Origin of the sequence: Rufibacter latericius (assembly GCF_003721515.1) — a bacterium.
Lineage (GTDB): Bacteria > Bacteroidota > Bacteroidia > Cytophagales > Hymenobacteraceae > Nibribacter > Nibribacter latericius.
The window spans coordinates 156,119-177,462 of the sequence record NZ_RJJD01000015.1; the positions used below are offsets into that span (position 1 = coordinate 156,119).

Consider the following 21,344-nt stretch of genomic DNA (forward strand, 5'->3'; position numbering starts at 1 on the left):
TGCACTTTTTTTGCTCCCTTGAGAGTTATTTCATCAGATGTTCTCAATTTTGGGCTGTTTTCGCAAAATCAGCTTAAAAGCGGCAACACAACACTAACGTTCCGCGTCAAGGAACTAACCCGCTTTTTGGGTACATTTGGAAGATTATGAAGGAACCTGCATTTACTCTGGAGGGGAAGCCTGTTCATGTGGTACAAACCGATGACGCACTGCAACAAGCGGTTGCCCATTTACGCCAGAGGCCAGAACTCGCTTTAGACCTGGAATTTGACCAGCACCATTACACCTACGGATTCACGTTATGCCTGATCCAGATATCAGACGGGCATACGTGCTTTGTGATTGACCCATTCCCGTTGACGGACCTGCAGCCCCTTTGGGATGTGCTGGAGAATCCGGCTATTACTAAGATATTCCACCACGCCAACAATGATCTTATGCTGCTCAGCATGCTGGGCTGCCAGGTACGCACGCTGGTAGATACCGCCGTAGCGGCCAAAATCCTGAACTACGCCAAAGCCGCCCTGGGCACGCTGCTGGAAGAGGAACTGGGCCTTCGGCTGGACAAGTCACAGCAGATGAGCAACTGGAACCAGCGTCCTTTGTCTAAACGCCAACTGGAGTACGCCGCCCAGGATGTTCTATACCTGCACGCGCTGAAAAACACCATGGTGGCCAAGGTTGAGGAATTAGGTCGTATGGCCTGGCTGGAGGAAGAAGACCAACTCCTGGAATCCATTACTTTTATGGAGCAGGAAGACCCGCACCTGAAGATTAAGTTTCCGCAGCGTCTGACGCTGTTGCAGCAATTCGTCCTGAAGCCTATCTATGACTTCCGTGATCAGTTGGCGCAGAAATGGAACATTCCGGCGGGGCAGGTCATCAACACCAATGCGCTCATGCAACTCCTGAGTAACCCGGAGCAAAGCATCAACGATTGGCTTTATCATACCAAAGGAATCAATGGCCGATTGCAGCATGATAGATACGAAGAGCAATTACAACGTATTCTGAACGGTTCTCTGAAAGAAGCCGAAAAACGCCGCATTCCCAACAGGCTACCGCCAAACCCGTTCCCGCCCCGGTTTAAGACTCCCGAAACGGAAGCTCGCCGCGAGCTGTTGTGCACCGTACAGCGGGCGTTGGTGGAACGATACGGCGCCTATGCCACCCCCATGCTCCTGGACCAGAGCATCATCACCCATTACAGTCAGACAAAGGAGTTGGTCATTCCTAAAAAATATGCGCGGGAGATAGTACAGGCCACGGCCCAGGAACTGCAGATCACATTGTAGCCTGTGGCACCGGCCTGTATAGAAAAGAGAAAGGAATAATGCCTAAGAAGAGTCTTGAATTTGGTTTATATAACTGGTTTCCGGGGTATGGCTATGCCCATATCCATCCGGCCAACCGCAGGGAGTTTGAATTACTGGAACCCCACAACAAAGTATTTGAAAAGATTGGCGAGGTAAACGGCTGGCTGCTTTTGCGGTACTCAGATGAAGAGTTCAAAGTTCGGCCAGATCTGTTCACCTCCATTTCCTGGTTGCCTTTCACGTTTGGCGAATGGGTAAGGCCCGCTAACCAACCGGCTGGGCCCGTGGCTGAGATAACAGACATCTACTGGAGTGTGCCTGACGATGCTGCCTTTTTCGCGATCAAGCAAGGCAAGCAGAGGTTAGATGGCCTTTACAGGTTAGAGCAATTAAGGCCTGCCTAAAAAGGCTTCCTCTTACTAAGAGGAAGCCTTTTTAGGCAGTTACCCTTTAGATTCTAAAGCGCATCCTTGATTTTATTTATGATTCCACCGCCTGCAGAGCCGGTCATTTGCTCTATCTGTGCGTGCGCGATAGGCACTGGTGGCGCCAAAGTAGGCTCACCGCCCATCGGCTCGCCAGGAACCATCGTGAACTGCCCTTTGCCGTCTAAAGACGGACCGTTGGACCATCTGCCGGCCGCGGCATCGTCTTTGTAAATGTTGGTGGTCACAAAGGCGTAGTTGAAACCTTGCACCTCCTCGCTTTGCGGGAAGCTGTTAGGGATAGGAAGCGCATTGGTTAATCCGCCCAGTTCTTCAATCACCGCCAGCCACTGGTTCTGGTGCATGGTGTCACGGGCGATCAAGAAGGAAAGCATGTCTTTCATGCCTAGGTCATCGGTGGCTTCCCACAAACGGGTGGCCAGCACCCGGCCGGTGGACTCTGCCATTACGTTGGCGTACATATCGGCGGCCAGGTTGTTGTTGCTCACAATCCAGGAACCGTTGAAGGGAACGCCATTCGCATCGGTAGCCATGGCTCCCAGTCCGGCAGATAAGAAATGACGCGGGTCCATGCCGCCCATCACCTGTTCCACCACGGGGTTATTCCCCACAATCTCATCTTTGAGGGAGGCAGAGGCCCCTTCCAGGTTCAAAGCCACTGCGGTCGCTAACATCTCAATATGGCCAATTTCTTCGGTCCCGGTTTCCAACAGCATGTGCTTGTATTTCACTGGTCCGCGGGAGTTCCAGGCCTGGAACAAGTATTGTAAACACACACGCATTTCCCCCTCAATACCGCCAATAGCCTGCTGAAGCATTCTGGCGAATTGTGGGTTTGGTTTGTCAACTCTTACTTTGTACTGAAGTTTTCGATCATGATAGAACATGGGCTTGTTTTGATTTAAGTTAATTAAACAAAAGCATACCCACTTCCTAAACGAGCTTTATTACTTTCTGGACGACTATTTTTCAAAAATAACTTACTTAAATGCAAATATATTAAAATATATACCTCTATATACATTCCTGTAATTCAACTATTTAAAACCTAATTACAGGTAGACTATTCTTATGAAGGAGATAAAGTACCATTTAAAAACCCGTATTAATACTTACGAAAATAGCTTTTCTTTTTAGGCCCGTTTATTGGAAATATATGCAAAAGCGCTTTGTCTCTACACACCTAAACCTTCTATAAAACAACTCACAATAAATATAAATAACAGCATTATATAAATCAGATTCAGATACGAATAGTGATAATTTCTAAATCTATTTAAATCAAATCTGGCTACTTCTCAGATTACTAAATGCGGTTATCTACTTAGAGGACTTTTAATCTAATATCTGTATTTACCGTATAACCATCCCAACGAACCAAATGACCACGACTATGAAAAAAGTAACAAAGGTAATGGCCGCCGCCATGATGGCATTGGCCTTCGGATTTGCGTCTTGTGAATCAAAAACCGCCCAAAATGTAGAAAACAGCGCAGAAACGGCAGCAGATGAAGTAGCGGCCGAAGTGGATACAGCGCTCGCTCCAACCGATACGCTTACCGTGAAAGATGAACCGGTAGATGATGGAGTGGCCGATAAGGTAGAGAATCAATAGAAATACTTCTATATATTCTTGTAATAAATCCGCTGATGAGGGAAAACCAATTCTTGTCAGCGGATTTCTTTTACAATCAGCAACATATAAAATTATTCAATTTTTTTTTGGCAAAATGATATAACATATCAATTAGGCTTTATATTTGTATCCCCGTTCCCTGTTTACAAGATTAAGAGCCCTGAATTGTGAATTCTATTTGTCAGAAGTTGCCTTATACCAATATATATATGGACCCCAGCCTTAAGGCCATACATATAGAGTGTGAAGGATTTGTTCCAAGCGATATCTTCAGAAAAACCCTACTGGGAGTGATAGAACTTATTGAAACCAACTACTTGGTTTCCTGCATCTATGACATCAGAAAATTGAAGAGCCTTCCTCCCCTAGACCAAGATTGGTTTATAGATGTGGTGTTACCCCAGCTTAGCAGAACCTCCATCCGCAAGGTAGCGGTGCTAGAATCTCTCACCAGCAATGGCTTGCTTGACTTAAATCAACTGGTGTACACCCGCCACTATTCTATCCCGTTTGAGTTGCAGTACTTCGAAGACGTAGCCACTGCTTTGGAATGGATTTCCCGGCCGTTAGAGGCCAGGCACCAGTCTGCAATGGCCACCCACCAGAACGTATCTCCCCTATTCTAAACCCAGGGTAAATTACCTAAAAGCACTAGTAACTGCTGCTTTTGACAGGATAGGCGTAATCCTGCAGGTAGCTGTACTTCTCGCACAACTTGCCATCCTTAGCGATGGTGGCATTCCTTAGCACCCCTTCTTGGTCCCCGTTAAACAGATGCGGCAGCACCTTGTCAATAATCTGGCGCCCGAAATCCCGAGAGGCGTTGCGGGGCAACTCACAGGGTAGGTTATCCACGGCCATGATGGTGATGTTCTTCTCTGAGGAATACGCTTCTTCCAGTTCACCCGTCAAAGGGTTATAGTCAAAGGCCGGATCGGCAATGGTAGACACGCGCTTCGTGCACGGGATGGCCCCGCAGACATCGCAGGTGATATCGGCAATGGTGTTGATTTTGAAATCATCGCGCTGCATGTCTTCCTGGGTGAAGAGCACGGGCGCGGCGGGGTTCCAATAGGCGCAGGGCATAAGCAGATCCGTTACGCGGGAGAACTTATGGAACGTAGACTGGTACAGGTGCGGGTTCTGGTAGAAATCCTTGGAATCCCAAACCTCCACATCAGGGCGCACGTGGTAGTCAGAAGAGCGCAACTGCACAAACACCGGCTCAGAGAACTCTTTGTACAGGTAATCAAAGACACTAACTTTCTTGATGCCCATCCGGTTCAACACTTCAATAGCCCCATTGGCCACCCTTCCACCGCCGGTGACCGCAATCTTAATGTTGGGCAAGGTCTTCACCTTGAAGAACTCCTCCAACATGTCTTCCATGTCTGTGCACTGGTGAGCGGGCTTGAGGTGGTACAGTCCCCATTTACGACCGTAAGTGAGCAGGCCGTTGTATGCCCCCACAATCCCGGCCCATCTCCCGAAGGCCACTTCCCGCTCGCCCTGGGCGTTGGTAATGGTCTCGTAGTCAATCATGGTGATCTTCTTCTCCAGGATGGCCTGCAGCAGTTTCTGGTTATGGGCCTGTTTCTTAATAGTGTGCGAGAAAAAGAAATAAGTCTTGTTGGGGATGAGCTGGCCCACCGGCACCTCTTTCACTCCGAAGAGCACATCACAGTTGCTCAGATCTTCTTTCAGCGGAATGCCCAGATCTGCGTACTCATTGTCTGAGAAGCACCGGATGGGGCTAGGCTGCACCACCAACTGCACCTGCGGGAAAGTTTGCAGCACTTCCTGGCACTTTTTAGGCGTGAGAGGCACCCGTTTATCTACCGGTACTTTTCCTTCGCGCAGGACTCCAATCTTAAGCTTTTTCATAGACGATGACCCAAGAGCATGATGAACGTTTAGAGGCTGTTTTCCCGAAAACAAAGCAAAAACCATAACTCCTTCACAGCCTGCAGCGCAATTTAAGGGCTGCCTTTGTAATTAGTGAATTATAACCTGTACTTTTGTTAAATCATTTGCACCAAACGTTTGTTACAGAACGAAAGAAACTTATCTACCTAAATTCCAGCGATAAATGATCTTTAAAACCAAGCCTGCCGATATCTTCAAAGAGCGCCACAACGGCCCCGTGAAAGAGCAGATGCAGGAAATGCTGCAGACCATTGGGGCAGCATCTCTAGACCAACTCATTGACGAGACCGTTCCGCCGGCTATCCGCCTGAAAAACCCGCTGAACTTACCTGCCGCCTTGACTGAGCGTGACTTCCTCCGGAAATTCGCCAAGATTGCCAAGCAGAACAAGCTTTACAAATCCTACATCGGGCTTGGGTACCATGACACCATCCTGCCGCCGGTAATCCAGCGTAATATTCTGGAGAACCCAGGCTGGTACACCGCTTACACGCCTTACCAGGCCGAGATCGCCCAAGGCCGTCTGGAAGCGTTGATCAACTACCAAACCCTGATTATCGACCTGACCGGCATGGCCATTGCCAACGCATCTTTGCTGGATGAGGCCACTGCCGCTGCCGAGGCCATGAACCTGCAGTACTCGCTGCGCAAAGGCGCCCGCAAAAACGCGAACCGCTACTTTGTGTCAAACCAGGTATTGCCGCAGACCATTGACGTGCTGCTTTCCCGCGCCACGCCGCTGGGCATTGAACTGGTCATTGGTGACCACCGCGAAGCCAATCTGCAAGACGATACTTTGTTCGGAGCCCTGGTACAGTACCCAGCCGCTGACGGCGAAGTATTTGATTACACCGACTTCATCTCCCAAGGCCACGAGGTTAACTTACCAGTAGCCGTTGCCGCCGACCTTCTGAGCTTGACCCTGCTGAAATCTCCAGGCGAGATGGGAGCTGACGTAGTAGTAGGTTCTTCGCAGCGCTTCGGGGTTCCGATGGGCTACGGCGGACCGCACGCTGGTTTCTTTGCTACCAAAGACGAGTACAAGCGCAATATCCCAGGTCGTATTATCGGTATCTCTCAGGATGCGTTCGGGCAGAAAGCCTATCGTATGGCGTTGCAGACTCGTGAGCAGCACATCCGGAGAGAGAAAGCCACGTCCAACATCTGTACCGCGCAGGTATTGCTGGCTGTTATGGCCGGGATGTACGCCGTGTACCACGGCCCGCGCCGCCTGAAATACATCGGTCTGAACATCCACAGCCTGACCCAGATTCTGGAGAAAGGTTTGGAGCGTCTGGGCTTTGAGCAACTGAACGAGAACTACTTTGATACCCTGCAACTACTCGTAGAGAGCGCTGAACTGCAGCAAGCCATCCGTCAGGAAGCCGAAGCGGCGCAGATCAACTTCCGTTATTTCGGGGACAACAACATCGGGATTTCCATCAACCAGAACACTGATCTGGACGAAGTGAAGGATATTCTGGCTGTTTTCGCGAAAGTAGCCGGAAAACCGGATGCCACGCTGGAATTGGATGCCCTTCCGGAGGAAACCGAGATTACCTGGCCAGAAGCCTTGATCCGGACTTCCCCTTACCTGCAAGCTGAGGTGTTCAACAAGTATCACTCTGAAAGCGAGATCCTGCGCTACATGAAGTACCTGGAGAACAAAGACTTCTCCCTGGCGCATGGCATGATTCCGTTGGGTTCCTGCACCATGAAACTGAACGCCACCGCCGAGATGATTCCGGTGACCTGGCCAGAGATCGGGCAGATGCACCCGTTTGCCCCGGCAGACCAAGCCAAAGGATACGCTCAGATCTTCCAGGACCTGGAAGCGTGGTTATGTGAAGTGACTGGTTTTGCCGCCATGAGCTTACAACCAAACTCCGGCGCCCAGGGCGAATACGCCGGTCTGATGGTGATCAGAGCCTACCACGAAGCCCGCGGCGATCATCACCGCAACATTTCTTTGATCCCGTCATCGGCGCACGGCACGAACCCTGCCTCAGCGGTAATGGCTGGCATGAAAGTGGTGATTGTGAAGTGCGATGAGCGCGGAAACATTGACGTAGCCGACCTCAGAGCGAAAGCCGAAGAGCACAAAGATAACCTGTCCTGCTTAATGGTGACCTATCCGTCTACCCACGGCGTGTACGAGGAAAGCATCATTGAGATCTGCGAGATCATTCACCAAAACGGCGGCCGCGTGTACATGGACGGTGCCAACATGAACGCCCAGGTAGGCCTGACTTCCCCGGCCAACATCGGCGCGGACGTGTGTCACCTAAACCTGCACAAGACTTTCTGTATCCCTCACGGTGGTGGTGGACCAGGTGTAGGCCCGATTGGTGTAGTAGCTGATCTGGCTCCTTTCCTGCCAGGCCACGCAGTGGTAGACTTAGAGCGCCCAGAAGCGATCAACGCAGTGTCTGCGGCACCATGGGGTAGCGCCAGCATTCTGCCAATCTCTTACGCCTACATCAACATGATGGGCGGCGAAGGTTTGACCGAGGCTACCAAAATGGCTATCCTGAACGCGAACTACATCAAAGCGCGTCTGGAAGAGCATTATCCAGTATTGTACGTTGGCTCCAACGGTCGTTGCGCCCACGAGATGATCTTAGACTGCCGCTCGTTCAAAAAGGCTGGCGTAGAGGTAGAAGACATCGCGAAGCGCTTGATGGACTATGGTTTCCACGCACCCACCGTATCGTTCCCAGTAGCGGGTACTTTAATGGTGGAGCCTACCGAAAGCGAGAGTAAAGAAGAGCTAGACCGTTTCTGTGAAGCCATGATCTCCATCCGCGAAGAAATCCGCGAGATTGAGGAAGGTCAGGCAGATCAGAAAAACAACCTACTCAAAAACGCTCCGCACCCGGCGCACGTGGCCTTGGCCGAGAACTGGACTTTCCCGTACACCCGCGAGAGAGCCGTTTACCCAGTGCCTTACACTCGTACTGCTAAGTTCTGGCCAACTGTAAGCCGTATTGACAGTGCTTACGGTGACCGTAACTTGGTGTGCAGCTGCGCTCCTATTGAAGCCTACAACGAGCAAGGCCAAGAGATGAAAGCTGTATAAGCTGATCTAATTTTGGTTATAAAAAAGGCCTGTGGAGACGTTCTGCAGGCCTTTTTGTTTTAAGCGTATTTTGCAGAAAACAGGCCCCAAATGCCTCCTTTAACAATCTTCAAAAATATAGGTTTAAAATAAACCGATTGGTATAATATAGGCATAGTTTTTGCGTAGTATTGTACGAAAGAAACATTCTCCAGAACCAACTTTTACGCTTTCATGTTATCAATCTGAAGCGGGGAGGCCATTTAAGAGATGTTTTTCTCCTATTCTTTCACTACACTAAAACTGTACAAATCAATGAAACCATTTAATAAGATAGCGAAGTTGATAACAGGGGTAATGATGGGACTGTTGGTACTGGGTTTCACCGGATGTGCCACCACTTACAACGTAACCACTGACTTTGACAAAGGCACCAATTTCCAGGCGTACAAAACCTGGCGCTGGTACCAAGACCAACCAGTTGCCAAGGATTCTACCAACCGCCGTTACACTACGTTTTTAGATAAACGCGTGAAAAACGCGGTGGAAGCCGAGATGCAGCGCCGTGGTTTTCAGAAAGCAAGTGCCTCTGACAAACCAGACATGTTGCTGGCCTATGATTTCACCATCGAGAACCAGCAGCGCCTGAATCCTAATTTTGTGAGTGTGCCGTCTATCGGTTACGGGTACTGGTACGGTTACCGCTATGCGTACACCTACAACCGCCTGTACAACACCACCACTTTGCAGGACTACCAGCAAGGAACGTTGATTTTGGACGTAGTAGACGCTAAATCCAATGAACTGATCTGGCGCGGAAGCAGCGAAACTGCTGCCTCTGAAAGATCCCTGACCGATGAGAAAGTACAGCAGATTGTCTCCAGCATTCTGGCCAAGTTCCCGCCACAAGAGCAGGAGAGAGCCACTGCCCGCCGGTAATTGGTTACTTTAATCAAAACAGCCCTAAAACAGAGGAGCCACCCAATTGGGTGGCTCCTCTGTTTTAGGGCTGTTTTCAGGAAAATACCTGCAAAACGTTACTTGATCTTGAACTCCGTCCGGCGGTTGAGTTGGTGCTGGTCTTCGGTACATTCCACGCCATCGGCGCAGCCATTGATCAGGACGGTCTCGCCATAGCCTTTCCAGGTGAGGCGGTTCCGGGCGATGCCTTGGCTCACTAGGTATTCCACCGCTGATTGAGCCCGGCGCTCAGAAAGCACCTGGTTGTAGCCGTGGCCTTCGCGGCTATCGGTGTGGGAGCCTAGCTCAATCTTGATGCTGGGGTTGTCTCTGAGCATGCGCACCAGCTTATCCAGTTCTTTGGCGGCATCGGGGCGGATGTTCCATTTGTCCAGGTCATAGTAGATGTTCTCCATGGCGATGACCTGGTTCTTCTGGCTCTTGTCAAAGATGAGCGTCACGCGGGTGGTATCGGCGAGTTTCACCGTGTCAATAGCTACTAAAGCTGATTGGGTCAGGTACCCGAATTTGTCGCCTACCAAGTCATAGGTGGTGCCTTTCTGCACTCCAAACTTGTATTCGCCGTTGCGGTCAGAGAAGGCTACAACAGAATCCTGGGTCGCTTTGGGAGTCAGTTTCAGACGGACATCGGCCAGGGCTTGGGTGATGGCGCGCTTGCCTTTCACCTGCACTCTCTCCAACGTGGTTACAAACAGGACGGCGTTGCTCAACAGTTTAAAAGAGTAGATGTCATCAGTGCCGTTTCCGCTGTCCCGGTTAGAGGACAGGTAACCCACCTGGGTATTGTTCGCGCCGCGCATAAACACCATCCCGAAATCATCTTTTGGCGAGTTCACCGGTGCGCGCAGGTTCTCTGGTTTGCTCCAGGTAGCCCGACTGCCTTTGGTTTTGAAGACATCTAACCCACCGAAACCGGGGTGCGTGTCTGAGGAGAAGTACAGGGTACCGTTCTGGTCAAAGCCTGGGAACATCTCTTTGCCCACGGTATTCACCATGTTGCCCGCGTTCATGGGCTGGCCCCAGGTGCCGTCTGCTTGCAGTTCTGAGTAGTAGATATCGGTTTCGCCGTAGCCTCCGGGTTTGTCAGAGACAAAGTACAGCACCTGGCCATTAGGTGAGATAGCGGGGTGGCCCACGCTGTATTCGTCTACTTTGTTATAGGCGAAAGGCTTGGCTTCACCCCAGTTAGTTCCATCCCGGCGCGCCGAGAAGATTTCCAGGCGGTTCACGTAGTCACTGGAAAGCGACTTCTTCACCCAACTGGTAGGATCCACGTTCACGTCTTTCTGCTTTTTCTCCACCATGTGGGTGCGGGTGAAATAGAGCGTGGTATTGGCAGAGTCCATCACCGCAGGTCCATCATGATAAACCGAGTTAAGGGCGTTACCTGCTATGGCCGGCATTTGCCAGGTGCTATCCGCATTGCGCTGGGCATAGAACATCTGCAGGTACGGGCGTCCGGTCCAGCCGTAGGTGCCGGCATCCACGTCTTTGTTGCCGCTCACGTTGCCGCCTCGGTCTGAGGTGAACAGAATGCCCTGGTCATACACCGTCGGGCTGAAGTCAGCGTTGCCGGAGTTGATCTGGGCTTCGTTCACCACGATGGCAGAAGCCGGCTCTTCCAGCAACTTCAAGGCAGCGTCTGAGGCCTGGGCCTTCGCGTTGGCTTTGGCGGCCTCGGCGGGCACTTTCCGAGCATAATCCTGGTACTGGGTTTTCGCCTCGAAATACTTTCCGTTGCTCCGTAAAGCCTCGGCATAGTAAAACGTGTAGATGGGACCAGCCTCAGGCATGGCCACTACTTTGGCGTACCATTCCTCGGCCTCTTTCGTGCGGCCCGTCAGGCGGTAAGAATCCGCAAGGCGTTGGGCACCCTGCAAGGTAGGCTCCTTTTTGGCGAAAGTCTCCTGGTACTCTTCAATAGCCAGAGAATAGTCAAAGTTCTCGAACAGCCTGTCGGCTTTGCGCGTGGTCTGGCAGCTGCTCAAGGCAAGGCTACCGGCAAAAAAGGAAAGTAAAAGTGATTTGTATATGTTATGCATAGAAGCGTCTGTTAAAATTAGAAATACCGGGGAGTTACCATTTTGGTCGCTTCCTTCTTCAGGAAACTGTAGCCAACGGATATTTCATGGGTGCTCAAATCATTCAGGTTGCCGTGCAGCGTAAAGTCATGGGCATAGCCCAGTCGCAGCCGCTTGGTTACGTACAGATCGGCCATGGCCACCACCGCGTCTTTAGAGGAAAGCCCTTTCGCCTCGAAGTCATTCTTGAAGATATTCATGGCCGTGCGATAGCTGGCACCCAGCCAGATGCGCTCACCGAACAGGAAGAAGGCGTTGAAATCCACATTCGTAGGCCCATCAAAATTCTCCTTCAGCATGATGCTGGGCTTCACTTTGATGTTATGGCTGATATCGGCCACGTACCCGATGTTGAAGAAGTAATGGCGCTCCGGGTCATAGTTGATGTCTTTGTCGATGCCCAGTAAATCGGTTACGGAAACACCTGCGTAGAAACGCTCGGTATGGAAGAAGATACCCGCTTTCAGGCTGGGGCTCCAGGTGGTTTCCTTTTGGGCGTTTATCACCGCCGGATCTTCCTGGTCGTTCCCGGTGATCAGCTTGGAGCCATCCACCGCGAAGTGGGAAACCCCGGCCGCCAACCCGAAGGAAAGGACACCGGTTTCGCTTACCGGCAATTTCACCGCCGCGTCTACCTCTATGTTCTTGCGGTTCTGCGCGAAGATTTCATCACGGGTGGCGTGGAAACCCAGGCCCAGGTGTTTGTTTTTGGTAAGCCCGTCAATGCTGAAGGTCTGCGTATTGGGCGCTCCCCGTAAGCCTACCCACTGGGTGCGGTGGAAGGCGTTGAGGGTAAGCGTTTCCTTGCTGCCCGCATAGGCAGGGTTGATCACCAGTTGGTTGAAGATGTACTGCGAAAACTGTGACCGGTGCTGTGCCCAGCTGCTACTCGCAGCCAGCACAGTGATCAGTATGATAAAGATTCTTTTCATTTCTAAGGGAAATTAATGTTTTGAACTACCTGCGCTTAGCGCACTACCTGTACCGGTCCTCTGAATACCTGGTCTTTGCCGTCACACCCGCGCACGCGCAGTACATAGAAGTAAGTGGCTTCTTCCAGGCCGGTGGCCCGCCAGTCATTCTTGTAGCTTTTGGTTTTGTAGATCTCGTTGCCCCAACGGTTGTAGATGGTGAGGTCATTGTCAGGGAAGTTCAGCACGTTCCGGATCACGAAGGTGTCGTTGATGCCGTCGCCGTTCGGGCTAAATACCGTTGGAATCACGATCTCGGTCCCGGCATCGGCGGCCCTAATCTCTACAGAAGCCTCGTTGCTGGCGCAGGTAGAACCGGTGGTGCTGGCAGTTACCTTCAGGGTGCCTACTGCGTTGGCAGTAGTGGTTTTCAGCGTCACAGTGGTTCCGGTAGCAGTCGTGCTGTTATCAGCGAACGTGAAGCCGGCCGGCGCTGTCCAGGTGTAGGTGACACCCGCTACCGGATTAGAGATGACGTAAGTTAAGCCTGTACATGGTCCGCTGTTGTCCAGAATAATTGGAGTGGCAGGAGGCATGCTTGGGGTTACGTCTGCCGTAGAGGCAGTAGCAGTACCGCAAGGGTTAGAAGCCACAACGGTTACTTTTCCTGGGCCGGTGCCGGCTTTCACTTGTATCTGGGTTCCAGTAGCAGCACCAATTCTTTCCCAGCCTGTACCAGTCACGCTCCAGGTATAGGTCACTCCTGTTACTGGTTGGCTGATGCTGTATTGATACGTAGAACCCGCACACAAAGCAGTTCCTGGACCAGTAATGACCGGTGTAGTTGGAGCAGTTCTCACTACCAGCTCAATTGGAAAAGCCTGGCTGTTCTGACAGTTGCCCGTAGTCACGGCTACCACCGTGATCGGATAAGTACCCGGCGCAGTAGTAGCGCTCGCTTTAACCGTGAAAGAAGTCAATGACTGTGCTTCAATAGTGATACCGCTGTTGGCTGGTGCCACAATGGCTAGGCTTGTCACGCCTTGTGAGACGTTACTCACCGTGAAGGTCGTGGTTCCGCCAACGCAGATTTCCTGCAGGCCTACTACATTCGGCCTGGCTGGACGCACACAGGTTGTAGCTTCATCGGTTCCGCCGTTGTTCTCAATAACCGCAACGTTGGTGATTTCACCCAGTGTCAATGTCTTGGCAGTGATGGTCAAGGTAGCAATCTGGTTCGCTGGCAAGGTGCCGATGGTCCAGATGCCCGTAGTGGCGTTGTAGGTTCCTTTATCGGCGACAGCCGGTGGTACGAGGGCCAAGCCCTCAGGCAGTCTGTCTTCCACGGTGACATTGGTAGCATCTACCGCTCCGGAGTTTGTCACTCTGATGGTATAGACAACGTTATCGCCGAGAGTTACGGTAGTGGCGTTTACTGACTTGGTGATGCTTAGATTAGCGCTTCCAGTACCTCCGCCGCCAGGTCCACCATCACCGTCGTCCCCTCCATCACCGTCGTCCCCGTCATCACCGCCATTGTTGGTGGTGAGCGGCTCAGGCAATGAAATGTTATTGTTGTTGAGGGTGATTGCTCCGTTAGTAGAAAGCACCCGTCCTACCAGCGTGGAGCTCAGGCTTAGGAAGGCGTTATTCTGAACCACAAAGTTTCCGCTCAGGGTAGAAGCAGTAGTCAACATCCCTCCTGTGCCTATGGTGATATTTCCGGTCACCCGGAAGAAGATGTTGTTTGGATTGGCGTTAAAAACATTAATGGTAGAACCTGGGTCAATGACCAAATCCCCGTTCACCTGAATGATGAACACTGAGTTCGGATTCCCCTGTCCGTCAATTTTCAGGCGGCCGCTGATGCGGGCATTGCCGTCAAATCTGTAAACGCCTCGGGTGAGCAGCGTACCACGCACCGCTGCCTCACCGGGAGTAAAGCCTTCGCCTAACGTTTGCCCTGTCAGATTACGGGTGGGGGTAGATTGCCCCAGTTCGTTGTACACCCGCACCACATCGGCTTTGGCAGTGGCTGCTGCAGCATTTCCGCGCTGGGTATCTCCCAACACTTTGCCTGTTGGAAAACCTACCACCGCAGCACCAGGCGAGGTGCCAAGGTCGCCATAAATAATGCTGCTTCCGGCACTGGTAACCGTACTACTCCCAAGAACCGCATACTCGCGGGCCGCACCCAAAGAAGGAGCCGTTAGGGTTTGAGCACTTGAAGAGGAAAAAACAGCATAAAATGCTGTCAACAAGAGTAAGAGTTTCTTCATATGAAGTGGTAAAGGATATTGTAATAATGTTTTATCTCAGATATTCCTATATAGGAATAGAGCCCCTGCATGTACTTAGCTTGCAGGCAAAGGTTTTAGCTTATAGGAAAGATGCAAAATACGCGAGGAGGACAGAAATAAGCTTTCTGACAGCAGGCTTGGCTACTTGGTGCTTTTTAAAAATCCCGGAACAGGAAAATGCTTTTTTACAGCGCAGATGAGTAGATATGGACGCAAGGTAGTTTTAAATAAATAGGAAAAAGCTTTTATTTTACTCCTTTTGCGGAAAACCGCACCCAAGTGTTTAAATACGAGTTTATTATTTTTATTCAATTCTAAGATAAAATCCCTGCTTCTTGGTTTCTTCACAAATAGAGACAAGCCACCACAAATAGTCCACAAAAAAGGCCTCGCTGATTAGCGAGGCCTTTTTTGTGGACTATTCTTTAAAAACGCGCTTAAAACTAAACGTTGACGTGGCGTTCTGCATGGTAAGAGGATCTTACCAATGGGCCAGACTCAACATACTTCAAGCCACGGTTCAAACCTTCCTCGCGGTAGTGCGCAAACAGGTCCGGGTGAATGAACTCGGCTACTTCAATGTGCATCTTGGTAGGTTGCAGGTACTGCCCTAAGGTAAGGATATCCAGACCATTGGCGGCCAGATCATCCATGGCTTCGTACACCTGGTCTTTGGTTTCGCCCAGGCCCAGCATGATGCCGCTCTTGGTGCGCTTGCCGTAAGCCTTGGTACGCTTGATCTGCTCCAGGCTGCGATCATATTTGGCCTGAGGACGAACCTGGCGGTACAAGTTTCTAACGGTTTCCATGTTGTGGGAAACTACTTCCTGTCCGGCGGAGATCATCACTTCCAGCGCTTCCCAGTTGGCTTTCACGTCTGGGATGAGTGTTTCTATGGTGGTTTCTGGCGAGAGGTTCTTGATCTGCACAACGGTTTCGTGCCATACACTGGCGCCACGGTCTTTCAGTTCGTCGCGGTTCACCGAGGTGATCACGGCATGCTTCACGCCCATGAGTTGAATGGCTTCCGCTACGCGGCGAGGCTCATCCAGGTCATACTCGTTTGGTCGGCCAGTGGCCACGGCGCAGAAAGAACAGGAGCGGGTACATACGTTGCCCAGGATCATGAAGGTGGCAGTGCCGGCTCCCCAGCACTCACCCATGTTCGGGCAGTTCCCGCTTTCGCAGATGGTATGTAGTTTATAGGTATCTACCAGTTGTCTGACTTTAGCGTATTCCTTGCCCACGGGCAGCTTCACGCGCAGCCAGTCTGGCTTACGGGGTTTAGTTTGAGCTTCTGCTGGTTGGATAACCGGCAACGCAATCAATTGATCCATGTGGCAAAGGTACTAAGTGAGGAGCGGATAGGCAAAAAACAGCCAAAGGGAAAGGATCGTTCAACGGCGACGCCCGTAATATAACGTGAGGTAAACAGACATGAAGACATTGCGGCTGGGCGCATCCGGGATCATGGTCATGTCTCCGGCGAAAGCCTCCAACAACATACCCACTTCAATACCTGTTACGCTCTCCATATAGCGACCGTATTCAAAGGACACACCCGCTTTGGCGTTGGCCCCCACCCTGAAACTAGGCTCGCTCAAGCCTTTGAACACGCCGGGGGCTCCAACAATCAGACCTTCGTTGGTATGGATATTAGGGTCATACTGCTCGGTATTGATGATAACTGGCCCAACCAAGATATAAGTCTGGGATCTGGGATCTAACACGTAATTGCTGCGGTCATACTCAATAAAGTAAGGTGCCATGATGCCCAACGACGGACCAGCAGCCACAACCCCGTTCACCTGCACGCCTGACTCAGCGGCTTTCCGGAAGAAGGTGTACTCCCGCCCGTATTGCGGCCTAAGCACGAACAGGTAATTGCTTTTGCCTTTCACAAAAGAAGCTCCGTTCTGCAGGTTTTGTAGGCGCACTTCCTTGGGGTGCTTTACTTCTACTCCTTCCAGAGCCCAGAAATGATACCATTTATCGCCCAGATGGTACACCTGCTTGATCATGGCTCCGCCCAGGAGCCCACCGTTAGAGTTAAAATTGAGTCCGTAGGTGAACTCCCTGGAATAGCCTTCCTCTTCTTCTACGGTCTGGGCCATTGCCCAACCAGCCGGAAGAAAGCATGTGATCACAAGCACGAGTAGAAATCTGCGCACAGAGCAAAAGGCTAAGTTTTGATTAAATGTAAATAACTTTACAGGCACCTGCAAATCTTAAATAGTAAGACAAAGGGTTCAAAAACGCTTCCATTCCCTGGTCAACTCCGTACCGATGTCCTCACCTTCTCTTGGGCAGCACTCCTGACAGATCCTTTTAAAACTAGTCAGAATAAGAAGTCACTGCCTAACAGGTTTTGCGCAGGAAGAAGCTTTGCCTAAGACGGCGGCCTTCTCCTGGCTGGATGTTCTAATCTTTAGAACAAGATCGTACGCAATGTGTTTGCTTCCAGTATGTTTTACGCTGAAATAGAACGAATTATCTTACGTTTTTGGTATAAAATGAAGCCTGCGGGAGGTATTTGAAAAAGGTAGCTTTCCGCAGGCTTCATTTCCCTTAGGAGGCCAGCTTTTTAACCTCCTGCAAGCTGATTCCAAGATGGGAGCCATGGTACTTGCATTGTCCGTCTTTGATGAACAGCAACTGCGGAGACTCATGCTTCACGGCAAAAGATTGGGCAATTTCGGCAGAAACCGGCCGGTAGTTCAGCAAATCAAGATAATAAGGCTTTACATTTCCCAGGCCTGCATCGGCCCACTGGCGCTCCAGCCGGCTTTTGGCGGTGGCACTGATGGAGCAGGTGGTGCTGTGTTTGAAAATGACCACAGGTTGCTCTTTTGACTCTTCTTTGATCTGCTCTATCTGATCAATACTGTTTATCTGATTCCACTGCATAATTCTGATCCGTAAAAAATTCTTAAACCAAACGCCTTAGCTTTTCTTTACCCTGGCCAGGGCGTTCTTTTTGGAAAACACTTTAGGTTTGATGACCGCAGATCCGTCTTCGCTGATCGGCATCTGGTCCCGCTTCTTTTTCTTCTTCAGCTTTCGGCCGCTCTCCCCTTTCCGGAAGTTGTACGCACTCACATCAAGATGTGATTCACTGTACGCCGATTCCACTTTCTTGGCTTCTTTGAGGCTGTTGCGCACCTCCCGTTTCTGTTGGCTTTGGGTGGTAAACGAAGTCTGCGCCGTTGCCGGTTGGGCCAGCCCGAAGACCAACACCCCTAAAACTCCTAAGAAAATAATGAGTAACGGTTGTTTCATCCTAGTCCTACTTTTTCCATTAAACTCTGTTTCCGCTTAGGGGTGGGGATTTTGGTTTTCTTTTTCTTCAGCAACCCCTGCTTATCGTACTCCATGTTCCGGCCCCCAAGGTCCCTGCCTTCGTTGGCCTGGTCTTCCTGGGTGATCTCTTTCTTCTTGAAGAAGGAGAACTTCTTTTTCCCGGAGACATCTGGGCAAGCGATTTTATTGGAGTTACAAGCCCCCAAACCCAGGCCCATGGCCACTGCCACCAGACCTACTGTCAAGCGAATCTTTCTCATACCTATATTCAACTTATGGTATACGTGTACTAAGCGATGGTGGCTATGTCTGTTTCGGGGCAGTTTTCCAGAAAACTGCCCCGAAACAGACTAGCTGTTTTTAGAAACTGAGCAGCGCCTCCACTCTCTCCCTCAATCGTTTCACAGGCAGGAACTCCTGCTCCAGCGGCGGGGCAAACGGAATAGCAGTATCCAAACCACCTACCCGCACGACCGGACCATCTAACTGAGTGAAGCAGTTTTCAGAGATCCAGGCGGCAATCTCGGCGCCTATGCCGCCAGTGAGGGTGTCTTCGTGCAACACAATCACACGGCCGGTTTTTGCCACGGTTTGCTTAACTGCTTCTTTGTCCCAGGGCAACAGCGAGCGCAGATCAAGGATATCAGCCGATACGTCTGGCATGGTGTTCAGGAGCTGCTTGGCCCAGTGCACGCCCATGCCGTAGGTGATGATGGAAAAATCGGTTCCTTCCTGCGCCAACCGGGCCCGCCCAATTTCCACGGTGTAATAATCATCCGGAATGTTTTCTGACAGGGCACGGTACAGCAATTTGTGCTCAAAGAACATGACCGGGTTAGGATCTTCAATGGCGGCGTTCAGCAGGCCTTTGGCATCGTATGGCGTGGACGGGTATACAATCTTGAGACCCGGCGTGTGGAAAAACCAGGCTTCGTTGCTCTGTGAGTGGAACGGACCGGCCGCCGCGCCCGCCCCTGTGGGCATGCGCACTACCACATCGGCGTTCTGGCCCCAGCGGTAGTGGCTTTTGGCCAGGTTATTCACAATCTGGCTGAAACCAGCGCTCACAAAATCAGCGAACTGCATCTCTACCACCGACTTTTTCTTCCGGATAGACATTCCTAACCCAATTCCCAGAATAGCCGATTCGCACAGCGGCGTGTTGCGGATGCGCTCTTTCCCGAACTTATCCACAAAGCCCTCGGTCACTTTGAAGACGCCGCCGTACTCCGCGATGTCCTGGCCCATGATCACCAACTCTGGATACCGTTCCAAGCTTTGGCGAAGGGAATCAGAGATAGCGTCCACGAAGCGGCGCTCAGAGCGGGCGCTGTCTCTTGGTGCAATCACGTTCTGAATGAACGGTTGATACATATCCGCAATCTCTTCCTTCACATCGGGCGTTGGCATGGGCGTGTTGTGCGCCACTTCCAGTCCGCGCTCAATCTCCTCGCGGAACTCCTCCCGGATGGCCGCCAGGGTTTTCGGCGTCAGCACTTTCTCGTCCAGCAGGTACTTCTCAAAGTTCTCTACCGGATCTTTCTTGCTCCAGCGCTCAAACAGTTCCTGCGGTACGTACTTGGTTCCCGAAGCCTCTTCGTGCCCGCGCATCCTGAACGTCATCGCCTCAATTAACATGGGGCGCGGGTTCTTTCTAATGCTGTAGGCGGCTTGGCGCACGGTGTCATACACTTCCAACACGTTGTTGCCGTCTATCTGCAGCGCATCTATGCCGTAAGCAGGGCCTTTGTCAATAAAGTACTGGCATTTGAACTGCTCGTTACTTGGCGTGGACAAGCCGTAACCGTTGTTCTCAATCATGAAGATTACGGGCAGCCCCCACACGGCAGCCACATTGAGCGCCTCGTGGAAATCGCCTTCGCTCGCGCCTCCGTCTCCGCTGTACACCAAGGTCACTTTCTCGCGTTTGTCCAGCATCTCGGCTAAGGCAATACCATCAGCTACCGCCAGTTGCGGGCCCAGGTGCGAGATCATGCCCACAATGTGGTGCTCGTTCGTTCCGAAGTGGAAGGAACGGTCGCGGCCTTTGGTAAAACCGGTTCTCTTGCCCTGGAATTGGGCGAACAGTCGGTCCAACGGAATGTCGCGGCAGGTGAACACGCCCAGGTTGCGGTGAAGCGGTAAAATATATTCGTCTGGCTCTAAAGCCAGGGTTGAACCCACGGAAATAGCTTCCTGCCCGATGCCCGAGAACCACTTGCTTACTTTGCCCTGACGCAGCAGAATCAGCATTTTCTCCTCTATCATGCGAGGCTTGAGAATGCCGCGGTACAAATGCAGCAACTCGTCGTCTGTATAGTCTTTTCTGTTGAATTTCATGGTTTTCGCGTTATCTGCGAGGCGTAAATTTAGTGCAATAGCCCGTGCCTGGAAACAATTGCCCCAGTTATTTTTACTTATCGTATTTGGGCTAGTTTGAGGAAATTATGCTAAAAACGACCTTCAATCAGGGTTTGGTCTGCGCCATGAAACCAGACGCCTGATTTATTTAGCGGAATGAGCACGAAAAGCTATCCATCCTATTAACAGCTAATACTAGCGCGATTGGAAGGGAGCAGGAAGGAAGTTAACCAGAAGACGAGCAAATAAACATTCGCAAAGCCTTATCCTTGCGATAACTACTTCACAAACAAACCCAGGCAACATAAAAAAACCTCGCACCTCTCAAATGAAAGGCTGCGAGGGTAAATAACTTACTTAAGGCCTGACACCCTTAATTCACGGCATTTACAATAGCTTCTAACTGAGCATTCGTGGGTGTCAAGTTAAAGCTGAGGACATTGATTTTCCAGGAGTCCCCGTCTTTGGTCAAATGGCTTACCAAGCGCCAAGGAATGTTGGGCGTAAATACATCCATCTTAAACTGCTCAATTACCGTGGCAGAGGTGGCGCTCTCGTCCATCTTTATTTCCCTGACGTCTACCTTATGGTTAGCGAAGTTCAACGTAGAATCCCCAAGCACCTGCGTCATGTAATCTGAAAATTGCTCCTTGTCAAATAACTCTGTTGGGTCTGTAGCACTGAAGTGTCCGTCCTCCGCAAGAAGACCAACCATTTCCGTGACCTTCTTATTTGCCAGTGAAGAATGGAATCTGTCCATTACTTCAGAGACATTGGTTTGGGAGGCAGTAAGGTCAAACCGGGGTTTCTGGTCTGTTGTTGATGAGATGTTTTCCATAAAATGCAGTTATAGATTTTAGATATAGATCTATTAAATATAACCTTATTAAATTATGTAAAACAATGAATATGTTCTAAACCAGTTTTTGACAATCTACTCTTAAAACACGGAGCTCTTTCCGTGTGTTTTACCTCTACTACCGTTAACTACCCTCTTTCTTAGAGGCAACTTTAATTTTCAGACTGGG

At 50.8% G+C, this 21,344-nt stretch carries 18 protein-coding genes; 6 read left to right on the forward strand and 12 right to left on the reverse strand.

Going from position 1 to position 21,344, the window contains the following annotated elements; translation table 11 throughout:
* Positions 1–146 precede the first annotated feature (146 nt).
* Positions 147–1,295, forward strand: coding sequence for a ribonuclease D (locus tag EFB08_RS18185; protein WP_123128389.1), 1,149 nt, complete (start codon positions 147–149; stop codon positions 1,293–1,295).
* A 38-nt stretch (positions 1,296–1,333) separates the two neighbouring features.
* Positions 1,334–1,720: a DUF6960 family protein gene (locus EFB08_RS18190; protein ID WP_123128390.1), complete on the forward strand. Its 387-nt coding sequence runs from the start codon at positions 1,334–1,336 to the stop codon at positions 1,718–1,720.
* A gap of 53 nt (positions 1,721–1,773) precedes the next feature.
* On the opposite strand, the gene EFB08_RS18195 is transcribed toward EFB08_RS18190, so the two are convergent.
* Entirely contained in the window at positions 1,774–2,649 is an 876-nt protein-coding gene (locus EFB08_RS18195) for a manganese catalase family protein (RefSeq protein ID WP_123128391.1), read from the reverse strand.
* A gap of 506 nt (positions 2,650–3,155) precedes the next feature.
* On the opposite strand from EFB08_RS18195, the gene EFB08_RS18200 reads away from it, so the two are divergent.
* Both EFB08_RS18200 and EFB08_RS18205 read left to right on the forward strand, forming a co-directional pair.
* Positions 3,156–3,377: a hypothetical protein gene (locus EFB08_RS18200; RefSeq protein ID WP_125077794.1), complete on the forward strand. Its 222-nt coding sequence runs from the start codon at positions 3,156–3,158 to the stop codon at positions 3,375–3,377.
* A gap of 311 nt (positions 3,378–3,688) precedes the next feature.
* Positions 3,689–4,024, forward strand: a complete 336-nt coding sequence (locus EFB08_RS18205) for a hypothetical protein (protein ID WP_125077795.1) — start codon at positions 3,689–3,691, stop codon at positions 4,022–4,024.
* A 25-nt stretch (positions 4,025–4,049) separates the two neighbouring features.
* On the opposite strand, the gene EFB08_RS18210 is transcribed toward EFB08_RS18205, so the two are convergent.
* Positions 4,050–5,282 (reverse strand): NAD(P)-dependent oxidoreductase, encoded by a 1,233-nt coding sequence (locus tag EFB08_RS18210; protein WP_123128394.1) that lies wholly within the window; start codon positions 5,280–5,282, stop codon positions 4,050–4,052.
* A 205-nt stretch (positions 5,283–5,487) separates the two neighbouring features.
* On the opposite strand from EFB08_RS18210, the gene gcvP reads away from it, so the two are divergent.
* Both gcvP and EFB08_RS18220 read left to right on the forward strand, forming a co-directional pair.
* Complete coding sequence (gcvP, locus tag EFB08_RS18215; RefSeq protein ID WP_123128395.1) at positions 5,488–8,403, forward strand: aminomethyl-transferring glycine dehydrogenase; 2,916 nt, start codon at positions 5,488–5,490, stop codon at positions 8,401–8,403.
* A gap of 294 nt (positions 8,404–8,697) precedes the next feature.
* Positions 8,698–9,321 carry a DUF4136 domain-containing protein gene (locus EFB08_RS18220; RefSeq protein ID WP_165864959.1) on the forward strand — a complete coding sequence of 208 codons (624 nt, stop codon included), beginning with the start codon at positions 8,698–8,700 and terminating at the stop codon, positions 9,319–9,321.
* 98 nt (positions 9,322–9,419) lie between these two features.
* On the opposite strand, the gene EFB08_RS18225 is transcribed toward EFB08_RS18220, so the two are convergent.
* From EFB08_RS18225 to EFB08_RS18270, 10 genes are all read right to left on the reverse strand, one after another.
* Positions 9,420–11,405 carry an OmpA family protein gene (locus EFB08_RS18225; RefSeq protein ID WP_123128397.1) on the reverse strand — a complete coding sequence of 662 codons (1,986 nt, stop codon included), beginning with the start codon at positions 11,403–11,405 and terminating at the stop codon, positions 9,420–9,422.
* Between the two features lie 17 nt (positions 11,406–11,422).
* Entirely contained in the window at positions 11,423–12,376 is a 954-nt protein-coding gene (locus tag EFB08_RS18230) for a PorP/SprF family type IX secretion system membrane protein (protein ID WP_123128398.1), read from the reverse strand.
* 35 nt (positions 12,377–12,411) lie between these two features.
* Entirely contained in the window at positions 12,412–14,634 is a 2,223-nt protein-coding gene (locus EFB08_RS18235; protein ID WP_123128399.1) for an ice-binding family protein, read from the reverse strand.
* A gap of 464 nt (positions 14,635–15,098) precedes the next feature.
* Positions 15,099–15,983 carry a lipoyl synthase gene (lipA, locus tag EFB08_RS18240; RefSeq protein WP_123128654.1) on the reverse strand — a complete coding sequence of 295 codons (885 nt, stop codon included), beginning with the start codon at positions 15,981–15,983 and terminating at the stop codon, positions 15,099–15,101.
* Positions 15,984–16,052: 69 nt separating this feature from the next.
* Positions 16,053–16,826, reverse strand: a complete 774-nt coding sequence (locus tag EFB08_RS18245) for a hypothetical protein (protein ID WP_227006402.1) — start codon at positions 16,824–16,826, stop codon at positions 16,053–16,055.
* A 397-nt stretch (positions 16,827–17,223) separates the two neighbouring features.
* Positions 17,224–17,562, reverse strand: coding sequence for a bacillithiol system redox-active protein YtxJ (gene ytxJ / locus EFB08_RS18250; RefSeq protein WP_123128400.1), 339 nt, complete (start codon positions 17,560–17,562; stop codon positions 17,224–17,226).
* Positions 17,563–17,598: 36 nt separating this feature from the next.
* A complete protein-coding gene (locus tag EFB08_RS18255; protein ID WP_123128401.1) occupies positions 17,599–17,934 on the reverse strand; it encodes a hypothetical protein in 336 nt (111 codons plus the stop codon).
* A complete protein-coding gene (locus EFB08_RS18260; RefSeq protein WP_125077796.1) occupies positions 17,931–18,215 on the reverse strand; it encodes a hypothetical protein in 285 nt (94 codons plus the stop codon). The genes EFB08_RS18255 and EFB08_RS18260 overlap by 4 nt, the downstream gene beginning before the upstream one ends.
* Positions 18,216–18,315: 100 nt before the next feature.
* Complete coding sequence (locus EFB08_RS18265; RefSeq protein WP_123128403.1) at positions 18,316–20,295, reverse strand: alpha-ketoacid dehydrogenase subunit alpha/beta; 1,980 nt, start codon at positions 20,293–20,295, stop codon at positions 18,316–18,318.
* 394 nt (positions 20,296–20,689) lie between these two features.
* Positions 20,690–21,154 (reverse strand): nuclear transport factor 2 family protein, encoded by a 465-nt coding sequence (locus EFB08_RS18270; RefSeq protein ID WP_123128404.1) that lies wholly within the window; start codon positions 21,152–21,154, stop codon positions 20,690–20,692.
* Between the last annotated feature and the right edge of the window lie 190 nt (positions 21,155–21,344).

Excerpts from the sequence above, each read along its gene's own strand:
- EFB08_RS18185 (WP_123128389.1), top strand. The coding sequence starts at position 147 with ATGAAGGAACCTGCATTTACTCTGGAGGGGAAGCCTGTTCATGTGGTA.
- EFB08_RS18190 (WP_123128390.1), top strand. The coding sequence starts at position 1,334 with ATGCCTAAGAAGAGTCTTGAATTTGGTTTATATAACTGGTTTCCGGGG.
- EFB08_RS18195 (WP_123128391.1), bottom strand. The coding sequence starts at position 2,649 with ATGTTCTATCATGATCGAAAACTTCAGTACAAAGTAAGAGTTGACAAA.
- EFB08_RS18200 (WP_125077794.1), top strand. The coding sequence starts at position 3,156 with ATGAAAAAAGTAACAAAGGTAATGGCCGCCGCCATGATGGCATTGGCC.
- EFB08_RS18210 (WP_123128394.1), bottom strand. The coding sequence starts at position 5,282 with ATGAAAAAGCTTAAGATTGGAGTCCTGCGCGAAGGAAAAGTACCGGTA.
- gcvP (WP_123128395.1), top strand. The coding sequence starts at position 5,488 with ATGATCTTTAAAACCAAGCCTGCCGATATCTTCAAAGAGCGCCACAAC.
- EFB08_RS18220 (WP_165864959.1), top strand. The coding sequence starts at position 8,698 with ATGAAACCATTTAATAAGATAGCGAAGTTGATAACAGGGGTAATGATG.
- EFB08_RS18225 (WP_123128397.1), bottom strand. The coding sequence starts at position 11,405 with ATGCATAACATATACAAATCACTTTTACTTTCCTTTTTTGCCGGTAGC.
- EFB08_RS18230 (WP_123128398.1), bottom strand. The coding sequence starts at position 12,376 with ATGAAAAGAATCTTTATCATACTGATCACTGTGCTGGCTGCGAGTAGC.
- EFB08_RS18235 (WP_123128399.1), bottom strand. The coding sequence starts at position 14,634 with ATGAAGAAACTCTTACTCTTGTTGACAGCATTTTATGCTGTTTTTTCC.
- ytxJ (WP_123128400.1), bottom strand. The coding sequence starts at position 17,562 with ATGCAGTGGAATCAGATAAACAGTATTGATCAGATAGAGCAGATCAAA.
- EFB08_RS18255 (WP_123128401.1), bottom strand. The coding sequence starts at position 17,934 with ATGAAACAACCGTTACTCATTATTTTCTTAGGAGTTTTAGGGGTGTTG.
- EFB08_RS18260 (WP_125077796.1), bottom strand. The coding sequence starts at position 18,215 with ATGAGAAAGATTCGCTTGACAGTAGGTCTGGTGGCAGTGGCCATGGGC.
- EFB08_RS18265 (WP_123128403.1), bottom strand. The coding sequence starts at position 20,295 with ATGAAATTCAACAGAAAAGACTATACAGACGACGAGTTGCTGCATTTG.
- EFB08_RS18270 (WP_123128404.1), bottom strand. The coding sequence starts at position 21,154 with ATGGAAAACATCTCATCAACAACAGACCAGAAACCCCGGTTTGACCTT.